This is a genomic window from Paenibacillus solisilvae (assembly GCF_042656405.1).
GTDB lineage: Bacteria > Bacillota > Bacilli > Paenibacillales > Paenibacillaceae > Paenibacillus_Z > Paenibacillus_Z solisilvae.
The window spans coordinates 36,262-48,489 of record NZ_JBHSOW010000058.1 but is presented as its reverse complement, the minus strand read 5'-3'; the positions used below and the strand labels follow the sequence as shown (position 1 = coordinate 48,489).

General features: G+C 49.4%; 13 protein-coding genes. 1 reads left to right on the top strand and 12 read right to left on the bottom strand.

The window, feature by feature from the left end:
- Positions 1 to 8: 8 nt before the first annotated feature.
- The 12 genes from ACFPYJ_RS15790 to ACFPYJ_RS15735 all read right to left on the bottom strand — a co-directional run bounded on the left by ACFPYJ_RS15790 (position 9) and on the right by ACFPYJ_RS15735 (position 10,770).
- Complete coding sequence (locus ACFPYJ_RS15790; protein WP_379189121.1) at positions 9 to 908, bottom strand: dihydrodipicolinate synthase family protein; 900 nt, start codon at positions 906 to 908, stop codon at positions 9 to 11.
- A gap of 19 nt (positions 909 to 927) precedes the next feature.
- Positions 928 to 1,410, bottom strand: coding sequence for a RidA family protein (locus tag ACFPYJ_RS15785; protein WP_379189120.1), 483 nt, complete (start codon positions 1,408 to 1,410; stop codon positions 928 to 930).
- A 21-nt stretch (positions 1,411 to 1,431) separates the two neighbouring features.
- Positions 1,432 to 2,532, bottom strand: coding sequence for a mandelate racemase/muconate lactonizing enzyme family protein (locus ACFPYJ_RS15780; protein WP_379189119.1), 1,101 nt, complete (start codon positions 2,530 to 2,532; stop codon positions 1,432 to 1,434).
- A gap of 87 nt (positions 2,533 to 2,619) precedes the next feature.
- Positions 2,620 to 3,300: a GntR family transcriptional regulator gene (locus tag ACFPYJ_RS15775; RefSeq protein ID WP_379189184.1), complete on the bottom strand. Its 681-nt coding sequence runs from the start codon at positions 3,298 to 3,300 to the stop codon at positions 2,620 to 2,622.
- A 94-nt stretch (positions 3,301 to 3,394) separates the two neighbouring features.
- Positions 3,395 to 3,790 (bottom strand): hypothetical protein, encoded by a 396-nt coding sequence (locus ACFPYJ_RS15770; RefSeq protein WP_379189118.1) that lies wholly within the window; start codon positions 3,788 to 3,790, stop codon positions 3,395 to 3,397.
- 55 nt (positions 3,791 to 3,845) lie between these two features.
- Entirely contained in the window at positions 3,846 to 4,679 is an 834-nt protein-coding gene (locus ACFPYJ_RS15765) for a carbohydrate ABC transporter permease (protein ID WP_379189117.1), read from the bottom strand.
- A 9-nt stretch (positions 4,680 to 4,688) separates the two neighbouring features.
- On the bottom strand, positions 4,689 to 5,570 hold the full coding sequence (locus ACFPYJ_RS15760; protein WP_379189116.1) for a carbohydrate ABC transporter permease: 882 nt from the start codon (positions 5,568 to 5,570) through the stop codon (positions 4,689 to 4,691).
- A 224-nt stretch (positions 5,571 to 5,794) separates the two neighbouring features.
- Positions 5,795 to 7,135 (bottom strand): ABC transporter substrate-binding protein, encoded by a 1,341-nt coding sequence (locus ACFPYJ_RS15755; RefSeq protein ID WP_379189115.1) that lies wholly within the window; start codon positions 7,133 to 7,135, stop codon positions 5,795 to 5,797.
- Positions 7,136 to 7,707: 572 nt separating this feature from the next.
- Entirely contained in the window at positions 7,708 to 8,037 is a 330-nt protein-coding gene (locus tag ACFPYJ_RS15750; RefSeq protein WP_379189114.1) for a hypothetical protein, read from the bottom strand.
- Between the two features lie 396 nt (positions 8,038 to 8,433).
- Positions 8,434 to 9,138, bottom strand: coding sequence for a GntR family transcriptional regulator (locus ACFPYJ_RS15745; protein WP_379189113.1), 705 nt, complete (start codon positions 9,136 to 9,138; stop codon positions 8,434 to 8,436).
- Between the two features lie 278 nt (positions 9,139 to 9,416).
- Positions 9,417 to 9,599 (bottom strand): hypothetical protein, encoded by a 183-nt coding sequence (locus tag ACFPYJ_RS15740; RefSeq protein ID WP_379189112.1) that lies wholly within the window; start codon positions 9,597 to 9,599, stop codon positions 9,417 to 9,419.
- Positions 9,600 to 9,834: 235 nt separating this feature from the next.
- A complete protein-coding gene (locus ACFPYJ_RS15735; RefSeq protein ID WP_379189111.1) occupies positions 9,835 to 10,770 on the bottom strand; it encodes an AraC family transcriptional regulator in 936 nt (311 codons plus the stop codon).
- A 98-nt stretch (positions 10,771 to 10,868) separates the two neighbouring features.
- Between ACFPYJ_RS15735 and ACFPYJ_RS15730 the strand changes: the two genes are divergently transcribed.
- The gene (locus tag ACFPYJ_RS15730; protein WP_379189110.1) at positions 10,869 to 12,221 is read left to right on the top strand and encodes a DegT/DnrJ/EryC1/StrS family aminotransferase; all 1,353 of its coding nucleotides are present in this window, start codon (positions 10,869 to 10,871) and stop codon (positions 12,219 to 12,221) included.
- Positions 12,222 to 12,228 lie beyond the last annotated feature (7 nt).

Genomic DNA, 12,228 nt, shown 5'->3' with positions numbered 1-12,228 from the left:
TCCTCTCATTAGTATGATGCCAACGTTCGCAAGATCCTGTCGACTTCCGCCCGCTCTTCGGCCGGAAGTTCATGAATCGGAGGCCGGACATGTCTCGGTCCCAATCCGAGCTGGGCCATAGCTTCCTTCACAACGGATACGTTGTTTCCATCATGATAGCGGGCGCGAAGCTTCTCGAAAGGAACGGCTAAATGCCACAACTTCCACAGGCGCTCCTTATCCCCCTGCTCCAGCGCATCCCGCATGCCGATTGAGATGGCGGGGGCCACGTTGACCAAACCGCTCGTCCAGCCTGTCGCGCCGGCTTCGGCGAACAGAGGCGCCCACATTTCGGCCAAGCCGCAGATCCATACGAGACGTTCGGTTTCTGTTCGGACGGCTTCAGCGAACGCCAATGGATCGGGAACAGCATATTTGACGCCGATCACACCGTCCAAGTCAGCGAGCCGTGGAAACCACTCCGGAGAAAGCGGTATTTTCACATATAGAAGAAGCGGCAATTTGGTTTTCATCGATATCGCTTTAACATATTCGAAATACCCTCTCTCACTCTGAAAAGGATGGACGGGTTGATGCAGCATGAGCGCTTGTGCGCCGCATTCCTCCGCGTAAAGTCCCATCTCGGCCGCGGTTGCCGTATCATATCCAATCCCTCCGACCATCAATGCCCGGTCTCCCACAGTCTTCACGGCAATTCGCGTAACGCTCCGCGCTTCCTCCAAGCTGAGGGAATAAAATTCACCAGTATTGCCGCAAGTGACGATCACAGGGATGCCGGACGACGACAAGTTTTGCAGATGTACGACCAAGGCCTCTTCGTCTACTGCCCCGTCCTCGCGAAACGGAACGACATGAATGCCTTGAATATCCCCAAGCTGCTTACGCACTTCACTTATTTGCAACTTCATGGTTCGCTCCTACTTCCCGTTATGTCCTCGTTAATGCCGTAACCGCCTGGACGATTTCTGCGATCATTTCGATTTCAACCGGCCAATCATTGGGCAAACTCGCTACTCCAATTGCCGACCGGGCGTGCTTTCCACGTTCGTCCCCGTAAAGTTCTCGCAGCAGGTCGGAACAGCCATTGATAACCTGCGGCTGTTCCGCAAATCCGGACGGTGCCTGAACGAAACCGGTCACTTTAACAATCCGTACAGCATTTAGGTCCGGGACGGCTGCCTGAAGGGTAGAGAGCAAATTCACCGCACAGGAGCGGGCTGCGGTGTATCCTTCTTCTACCGAATAAGACGTTCCTACGCCACCCTTCCATTTGGCGCCTGCCCTGTCCGGTCCGTGACCTGACAGGAACACCATATTTCCAATAACTACATAAGTTCCATAAGGCTTGTTATTCGAAACGGGAGGCGCCAGCGTAATTTGAAGGTCTTCCAAACGTTGCAATATGTTCATCTTGCTTCATCCCCTTTCGTATCAGCGATCGCTGCGGTAATAATTGAACTTTTCCCGGTCCAGCGTAACGCCGAGTCCAATGCCTTCCGGCGGCTTCACGAACCCATTGCGGTATTCGAACCGCTGCTCAACCAGTGTATCCGGATAACGCAGCGGGCCTGTTATATCCGAGGCATATTTCATTTCCGGAATGCTGACGGCCAGATGAAGCTGCGCTGCTGTCGCGATGCCCATCTCGCACTGGCTGCCAATCAATCCAGGCATCCCCGCCGCTTCGGCGATGGCAAATGCCTTCCAAGCGCTGAGCACGCCGCCGCTTTCGCTGATATAAATGCTTAGCACATCGGCCGCTTCCCATTTCGCCAACTCCACAGCATCCTTCCAATGGTACATCGATTCATCGGCCATCAGCGGAGTCGTGATGCGTTGACGAATTTGCGCCATAAAATCGATCCTTCGTCCTTCTACCGGCTGCTCGACGAGCAAAAGCCCGAACTCTTCCATCCGGATGATTTCCTGTACCGCTTCAAGTGGGCTGCTGTAAGCCGTATTCGCATCCACCCGGATGGTGGGACCGTTTCCTACGCGTTTGCGAACGGCATGCAAGGTTGCCTGATCCAAGCCCGTTCCCGGTCTGCCTACTTTGAATTTCAGGTGCATGAAGCCTTTCTCAACCCATTCCAATGCTTCTTCGGCTGTTTCTTCCGGATTTCCGTAGGGAAATCCCCACGTTACCGAGACTTCGTCTCTACACTTCCCTCCCAGTAGTTGGTACACAGGCGCGTTCAACGCCTTGCCTGCAAGATCCATTAAGGCCATCTCAACCCCTGATTTTGCGGCCCCGGATCCCAAGATGGTTTTATCGATCAACGTTGACAGCCGGTGGACTTGAAGAGGATCCTGACCGATTAGCAGCGGAGCGAAGATTTCATTGACGTCACGGCTGAGCGACCGCCCGTTGCGATCCACATTCATCGAGATTTCACCCAAGCCTTGAAGTCCCTCATCTGTGTCGATAAAAACAATGGCAAAGTCGGATGCGGTAATTGTTCCTCCGAACGCTTTCATTGTTTTTAAGCGCGGCACGCAAACCGGCACCGCTTCGACCTTGGTAATTTTCATAAACCGAACCCCTCCAACCTATCTAGTGACATGTGATGCATCATACGTATCCGAAAAAGAACAAGCTAATGGCCGCGTAGACCTTGTTTATGAAGTCCGCGACGACATTTTGGTACGCAGATACTCGACCGTACGATGAATGTGCTCGGATGTCCTTTTCTCGGCCAGAGGCGCGTTCCGTTCCAGAATTGCCTTCAGAATGCCTTCGTGGTCTGCAAGCGCCCTTCCCAATTCTGCCGGCTCGGACAAGAACTCTTCCTGCAGCGTGGATATTTCGAATGATCGGATGACATCCAGTTGCCGCATCAGATACGAATTGTTTGCAAGCTTCCGAATTAGCACATGAAATTTGCGATTTAACTCCATTGTGTGTTTCAAATCCTCTTTCCAGGTCGCCTCTTCCATCATCCGAAAATGGTTTCGGAGCACTTCGGCGTTCTCGGGGGTCAGCTTTTGGGCGACCAAATAAGCGGCGACCGATTCCATCGCTGCCCGAACCATATAAATCTCTTCTATGGATGTCATTATGCCTTCCGCTACAAACGAACCTTTTCGCGGGATAATGACCACTAATCCTTCCTTCTCCAGCTTGCGGAGCGCATCCTTGACCGGGGAAACGCTAGTTCCCATATGCTTGGCGATTGCTCGCTCGTTGAACTGCTCCCCGTCCTTTAATTTCCTAGATAGAATCGAGCTCTTGATAGCCTCATATACCATTTCGCTTATGGAGACGGAGTTCATTTCGGTAAAAATGGACGAATAATCCACCAACGGCCACCACCTAAATTTATTAAAGGAATGGGTTCACCAGAAAGCTTCAAACATTATGATGTTCATATTCGCCCTGCCGGGACCGCATAAATTATTCCAATACACGGCCAAGCTTCCTCGTTACTCCCGTTACATCTGCATTCTCCACAATATGAAGAAGTGCCTTTTCCGAACGTCTGACGATGGCATGCCAAACACCGGAGCGTATGCGGATTGGATCGGTCAAATGAAAAGCCTTGATATCATCGGGTCGATCCTGTTCGGCTACATACAGCACCATGGCACCGTGCACCGGGATGAATACCTCATCGCTGTTCGGATGAAATCCCATCTCCTGCACGGGTTCGGATGACGGACAACTTGTCGCCCAGATCCAGCCGGTCGCGCGGTCATCCCGGATCCGCAAAACATATCCTGGTTCTTCTCCGACAACGACTACGTCCCCATATGGGGCAAACATTTTCGGTTCCAATGGCCATACCATCATGATCGGTTTCTCCCCCGCAATCAATCGAATTGTTAGAAGTTGTCGCAATCGTTGATTATTTCAACGCTCCTTGCGACATGCCGGAAGTAAAATGCTTCTGCATCAGAGCGAACAGAATCAGAACCGGAACACTCGATATCGCCATACCGGCAAACAAGGTCACCCAATCCGCCGAATACAGCGCCGTTTCGTTCAGCCGGAATAATCCCAGCGGCAGTGTATAGTTTTTCTTGTCGCTGACGAAGACCAGCGCATACAAAAATTCGTTCCAATTGTGAAGCACATTGATAATTCCGCACCCTACTAATGCAGGCCATGTCTGCGGGGCGATAATGCGGGCGAAAATATGGAACGGACCGGCTCCGTCAATGGCTGCCGCTTCTTCGTAATCGTATGGAATCGATTTATAGAAGCTGGAAATGATGAATAAGTTGAATGGAATCTGTGTCGTAATGTAAACGAAGATCAATCCCCAGATGCTGTTCAGTAAGAACATCGTCTGCAATACCGAATACAGGGGAATGACGATCATGAACGGCGGCAGCATCATGCCGACAAGAAAAAAGATCTGAACCATGCCGCTCCATCGAAAAGGAATACGCGCCACGATGTAGGCTGCCATGCTTGCAATGATCAAAGTTCCTAGCGTGGCCACCGTCGTGACGATCATGCTGTTGACGAAATAACTGCCTATGTTGGCTATTTCCCATGCTCGGATATAGTTGCCCCACTGAAATTTGTCAGGAAACGACCATGGGGACGTGGCGAAGAAACTGGCATTCGATTTTAAGGAAGTCACCACAAGCCAGGCAAAGCAGAACGCGGTAAACAAACCGTATGGGATGAGCACCAAATAGTAAATTTTTGTGCTGGTTTTCAGAATCCTCATGCCATCACCTCAATATTGGGATGTGTCCCGCTTGAAGAGCCTGCTGCCGACGGCGCTAATGACGATGATGATAACAACCATGAACACCGACAGTGCCGCCCCGTAAGCGAACTCCTGTCCTTCGAAAGCCATTTTGTACAAGTAGCTGCCCATCACTTCCGTTTTTCCTTGCGGTCCGCCGCGGGTCATGATGTAAATAAACGAGAATGCCTGCATTGCTTGCACAAATGACAAAATCAGCAACGAACGCAGAACTTCGCCCAGAAGCGGAAACGTAACGTGACGAAAGGATTGCCATTCATTCGCCCCATCGATGACGGAGGCATCATATAGTTCGGTCGGTATGCGGTCCATTCCGGCCATAACCAGGATGACCCATGTGCCGATCCCGTGCCATATCGATGCCAACACGACGGCCACCAAGGCAATGGAAGGTTCCCCCAACCAAGCCCGGGTCAACGATTCCAATCCCGCCAGGCGAAGCAATTCATTGAACAAGCCGATCTCCGGATTAAGTAGGAACTTCCATACTACCGCAGCCACAACGACCGACAGCACGACCGGCGCGAATACCGTGAAGCGGAACGTCCCCCCGCCTACCGGAATTTTGCGTAAAGCCACTGCCAGAAACAAGGTCAACGGAAACATGATGATGCACGCGATCAGAAAGAACATGCCTGTATTTCGGACAGCCAGAAGAAAGAAGGAATCGTTGAACAGAGCATGGTAATTAGCGAACCCGGCAAAGTTTCCGCTTTTCAGTACACCGCTCCAATCCGTAAAGGAAACCCAAACGGTATTCACGGCGGGCCAATAGAAAAACACGACGAGAAGCAGCATGGCAGGAAGCAGCATGGGAACGATCAATTTTTGTCGGTTTTTGGCATACATTCAATTCACCCTTTTGGAAGGGGATGACCGGTCCCCGGTTTGCGTAAAACGATCCACCCAAGAAACGGCGTAAGCTTTGGAGCCATAGTAAAACAGCAGATAAACCAACTTGAGGGTGCTCATCGTGTCTTGGACCGCAGGCTGACCATCCCGCCTACGGTCGATTCCTGATCCGCATCTCGACATGCAAGGGAGCATGAAGCTCCTCAGTTCGTTTTACCGTTTTATTTCTTCTGATGGGACTTGATGATCTTGTCGAGATTCGCAATGAACTGTTCGGCGCTGGAATCCCCGAAGAAGAGCTTGTTGACTTCGACCCCGTATACGTTTTGAAGCTCTGGATTATTTTCCAGTCCTAGGTATCTCTGAATTATCTTTCCCTCGCTTACGACAGTGTCTATTCCCTTGAGATTAGCCGGTGCAGGCACGCCTTTTATCGGCGAGATGAGCGACATCGTTTCCGCGCGTTTTTCCTGAAGTTTAACATCTGTGATTTGCTTGAGATATTCGATCGCCAGATCCTTGCTCTTGGACGCTGCAGACAGCGATAGCATGTTCGCTGTTCCGAACAGCTCCTTCTGGTCTCCTTGACCTCCCTTGATTGCAGGGAAAGCCGTGACACCCAGTTGAAAATCAGCAGGAATGGAATCTTTCATTTCCGACGCCAGCCAGCTTCCCACCAGAATCATGCCTGCTTTGCCTTGGAAAAACGCCAGCTGCGCGGCGGTGAAGTCGGTTCCTTTAAAACCTTTGAGAAAGAAGCCCTTATCGCGGATATCCTGAATCTTTTGCGCAGCACGTAAAAATCCGGGATCGTCCGCCACACCTTTACCGAACAATGCTTCACTAGCTTTCTGTCCGCCTACCTCCCTCGCGAACAAGTAATCCGTCCACATTGCCATGTACGGGTCAACTTGGCCTGTTATTGCGATCGGGTCTATTCCTTTGGATTTCAGCGTCTCTCCCGCAGTCAGGAGTTCATCCCAAGTCGTTGGAGGCTTGATTCCAAATTCTTTAAACATCTTTTCATTGTAGAAAAGGTCAAACACCGTGATTTCCGTTGGGATAGCGTAATAGCCGCCGTTCAATTCCATTAAAGGCAACACTGCGGATTGGAAAGTATCCAGCCATTTGCCGCCTGAGGGAAGAGTTTGCTCCATCTGGGGCTTCAAGTTTTCAAGCAAGCCGCCCGTGACAAATTCATGCGTTCTCGAAAGCTTGGAATTAAATACAGAATAGTCAAGATCCGGCGGATTTCCGGATCTCCAGCGTTGATCAATCGCCGGACGCGCCTGGGTGTTGGCGAATAGATATTTAATATCCGTACCGGGATGTTTATCGGTGATCGACTTGGCCATATCAACGGCAAACTGGTATCCGGAAGTTCCCTCCGCTTGCAGCACGCCCACTTCGATCGAACCCTGAATCTTGGTTTCAGACGAAACCGAAGTGGAAGCGGTTGCCTGAGATGGGGAGCTGCTAGAGTTGCATGCGGCCGTAAAAACTGTGAACGCCAAGCAAATGACCAACCCGAGCCATTTTTTTGATGATATTATTCCTGACATTTAGAGCCCCCTTCACAATGATATGTGATGCATCAATAGCTTCAGTATATTAATATTCTGGTAATTGTCAATCAAAATTTTCTATTTTTCAGTTTTTATGTAGTATATTGTTACATGACTCAATTGAAAATTCTCATTTTTTGAATTTTAATGTGATATTTTATTACATCACCTATTAGCTTGTTGAATAATCTAGGCCTATGAGAAACTAACGATGAGGAAACGCCCGTCCGGAGGTTAGCATTTGGGAAACGGACTTTAAGATACGTGAAGATAAAACTAATGAGCGGGGGAAAACTGCCTCTACAAAACTAACTGACACCCTGAAACTAACTTCAGAATTTGACTATATCAGGAGCAACTAACACTAAACTATCCTCCCTCTATGAGAACACCTATCTCTCAAATGCTCTCTAAATCTCAAAATTTCGATATAACTGAAAGAGTGAGACATCAACTTTCGCGGAACCAAATTGAAACTCAAGAAAATGTTGTGCCGAAAAAAGCGCAAACGCACATCCCCTTAGCCACTCGCCATAGAAAGTGGTTTCTCAGGAATTCTTTGGTCGCACTCATTCAACCTGTCCATGAGGTGGACTTAGATATGCTGCCCGACTCGGAAACTCTCCAATGATCTTCGGGAACGGAATCAACGGCAAGATGAAGCTGGGCGTGGCGATCCCCATTCCGCACTGGCTGCCGTTGAGCGCGAGCATGTCCGCCGCTTCCGCAATTGAAAACGCTTTTAAATCGCTGAACAGGCCTCCGCTTTCGCTGACGTAGACGCTGAGCACATCCGCCCCCTCGCGTTTTGCCAATTCAACGGCATCCATCCAATATCGGCTATCAGCGGCGTGGAAATTCGCTGGCGGATTTGCGCCATGAAATCGATCCTGCATCATTCTACGGGCTGTTCGACAATAAGCAGTCCGTGTTCTTCCATCCTGCGGATTTCCTGAACCGCCCTCAGCGGACTTCGATAGTTCGGAACGACGTCCACTTGGATGGTCTCGATGGCGTATGCGAACGGCCTGCAATGCGGCCTGTTCCAAACCCGTTCCCTGCCGGCCAACTTTGAATTTCAGATGGCGAAAGCATTTGGCCACCCACGATTGCGAAGTCGGATTAGGTGAGCGTGCCGCCGTACGCTTTCATTGTCTTCGACCGCGGCACTCAGAGAGGGACCGCTTCAACCTAGGTGGTTTTCATGCCAAGTGTCCTCCTGATTGTCCTTGAAATATGATGCATCATGAAATTTCGAAAAAAACAGCCGTAGGCCAAATCTGTTTTTCTCTCCCTTATGTACGCACCTGCGGATTCATTTTGGAACGCAAATACTCCACCGTTCGTTGGATGTGTTTGGCTGTCCTTTCCTCGGCCAACAGAGCGTCCTTGTCCAGAATCGCGAGAAGAATGCTTTCGTGTTCCACCAGCGCCAGATTTAGCTGTTCCGGCTCGGACAAAAATTGTTTTTGCAGCGTAGACAATTCGAATGATCGAATCACGTCCAATTGATGCATCAAATAAGAATTGTTGGCTATTTTCCGGATCATCACGTGAAACTTCTGGTTCAAATCAATCGTTAGCAGCAGATCCTGTTTGCGGGTCGCTTCCTCCATCAGACGAAAATGGGTCCTCAACCGTTCCGCTTGCTCTTCATTCAGCTTTTGGGCGGCTAAATAGGCTGCCACCGACTCCAAAGCGCCTCGAACCATGTATATTTCTTCAATAGACGTCATAATTCCTTCCGCGACAAAGGAACCTTTACGGGGGACAATGACGACAAGTCCTTCTTTTTCCATTTTTCTCAACGCATCTTTAACCGGAGATACGCTCGTGCCCATATGCTTGGCGATCAATCGCTCGTTTAATTGCTCTCCGACTTTCAGCTTTCCGGACAAAATCGAACCTTTGATCGCTTCATAAACCTTTTCGCTTACGGAAACATAATTCATCTCCGTAAAAATAGACGAATAATCCAAAAATCCACCCCAACTTTCCATTTTGATACATTCAGTAAACATAATACCCTTTTATCAAGAGGTTCAATTCATTCCTTCGATCTTCATGATCCCAAAGTATTGTCCAGTGTTTTCACGTGACTCCTGTCACATCGGCGTTTTCCACAATTTGCAGGAGCGTATCATCCGATCTGCTTCGAATGGTATGCCATACGCCTGCGCGAATCCGGAGAACAGTCAAATGGAACGCCCGCACCTCGCCCGGATGCTTCTGTGCAGGGACATACAACATTATATCACAGGATACCGAAATGAAAACTTCATCGCTGTTCGGGTGAAACCCCCTCTCCCGAACGGGATCGCGGGGAGGACGGCTTGGCCCAAATCCATCCGTTTGCGCGGTCATCCCGCATGTGCAGAATGTATCCGGGCTCCTGACCGATCGCCACCACTTCTCCGTACGGTGGTGAGAACGACCGCGGCTCCAACGGTTCGATTTTCATATACCTCCTCTCCTTATTTGCTGTATTAATGATTTTGATGTTTGATGCATCAATAATAAATAATAAAGGATTTCGGATTGCTCTGTCAATACTCCATGCCCAAGAAGCAAAGAGCGTTGCTTTGCAGACTAGCGTAGTGACCGAAATGCCCGACAAGATTTCATAATTCGTCACCGGAATGGCCCCCTATAACTTCAAATCAGAAAGGAATTAATATCTGTGCATAAAAGAGTAATTATATGTATTTATGTGATTTGTCAAGATAATTGGCGTTTGTGTCGTTGTTTGCGAGAGCGGCACGATATTTTCTGTACTTGGTGGGAGACATTCCTTTGTTTTGGAGAAACCTGCGTGAAAACGTCTTGAATGAGCGATACCCCGACTCTTCCGAAACTTCCAGAATGCTGATCTCCGTGGAAACAAGCAAACTGCAGGCGAGTTCGATCCTCATTTCATTCAGGTAAGAAGAAAAGTTCATACCAGTTGTTTTTTTGATCATCTTGCTAATGTGCGGAATGCTGATGTTGAATTTCCGGGAAAGACCGCCGAGCGTCAAATCAGTCACGAAATGATTGTTCATATAGTGGAGTATATCGGTCATTCTTCTGTTCGATTTCACGATTGGGGGAGTATTTAATGGTGCTACGAAATCCCCCTTCGTTTCTTCCATTCGGCTTCTTGCGACGATAATCAAAATTTCCATCAACTTGGCTCGTATGAAAGTTTTTTTGAATGGAGATTCTGAATTAAACTCGGCCACCATCTCCCTGAACGACTGTTCCAATTGTAGGGTTTTGTTTTCGTCCAATAAAAAAAGAGGATGGTCGTCACCCGGCTTGACACTGTAAAAATGTTTCAGTTCGGAGTCCCTTTCCGATTCGAGAAGGATATCTATGTCAAACATGAGATTGAATTTGGTATAAACATTTCCTGCCCTGGTTTTGGTGCTGTGTATTCTATGCGGCAATTTACAAACAACCATACCCCTTGAGGCAAGGATCATGCTGCCATCAACAATTTCCCAGGCACATCCGCCGATGTAGAAAGAAATTTCGAAAAACCGGTGGAAATGTGGCGCAACGGATGTCTTTCTTGTGACTTCATGGACGATAAGCGGGAATGAGAACGTTTCCTGTGTGAGACTTCTGTCGTTTATCGGAATTTGAGGCAAAGTTGGCTCCCTCCAGGAAAATATTGAGATAAAGAAATGAATTAATGGCCTGAACATTGCCGGACGATGATTTAAGATATATTCATGGAGGCGATGTTATGAAAAATGCGGATGAATTGGCGCTGTTTGGAGGAATTCCGGCTGTAACGTCGGATCATCACGACCTGTTTAAATGGCCGATTATAACGGAAGAAGACGAAACGGCTGCGATTGAAGTGCTTCGCAAGGGAAGCATGTCGGGCATCGATGAGACGCTGCTGTTTGAAAAAGAATTCGCCGCATGGCTGCAAATGGATTATGCGCTGGGATTCAGCAGCGGCACAGCGTCCATACACGCCGCTATGTATGCCTGCTCGATCGGGATCGGCGATGAAGTCATCTGCCCGAGTATGACTTACTGGGCATCGCTGCTTCAAGTTTATTCTTTAGGAGGAACGCCAGTCTTTGCTGATATAGATCCGGTTTCGCTTTGCATCGATCCAATCGACATCGAGCACCGCATTACGGAACGAACGAAGGCGATCATCGTTGTCCACTATATGGGCCATCCCGCAGACATGGATCGCATCATGGACATCGCAAAGAAGCACAACTTGAAAGTCATTGAGGACGTTTCCCACGCGCACGGAGGTTTGTACAAAGGACGCAAAGTGGGGACAATCGGGGATATCGGCGCCATGTCCCTCATGAGCGGGAAATCGTTTGCGATCGGTGAAGGCGGTATTTTCGTCACAAACAACCAGGAATATTATGAACGGGCAGTCGCATTCGGCCACTATGAACGATTCAGTGCCAATATCCATTCGGAAGAGCTGCGTCCGTTTGCAGGACTGCCTTTTGGTGGATACAAATATCGGATGCATCAGGTCAGTTCCGCGGTTGGAAGGGTACAGTTGAAATATTATGATCAGCGTATGGCGGAAATCGACAAGGCGATGAACTATTTTTGGGATCAGCTGGAAGGTTTGCCTGGAATTCGGCCACACCGTCCGGCAAAGGATTCGGGAAGCACCATGGGAGGATGGTATGCCGCACATGGCTTTTACTTATCCGACGAATTGGACGGTTTGTCTATCACCCGATTCTGTGAAGCGATACGTGCCGAAGGAGCGGTCGCCTGCGCTCCGGGCTGCAATCTTCCGCTTCATGTGCACGCGTTGTTCCATGAAGTGGACGTTTACGGGCACGGCAGACCGACGCGGATCGCTCATTCGCTTAGGGATGTCAGACAAGGGCAAGGGGCAGGGAGTTTGCCCGTAACCGAGAGCTTAAACGCCCGCGTTTATCACATCCCCTGGTTCAAGCACAACCGCCGCGAGATGATTGAGGAATATGCGCTCGCTTTTCGCAAGGTGATCGGCCAGTATCGGAAGCTGCTGAAGGACGATCCCGGAAACCCGCCCGGCGCCGGCGGTTGGAACCTGTCGGCTCATGCATTGGTCCCCCGGTAACGTTTGT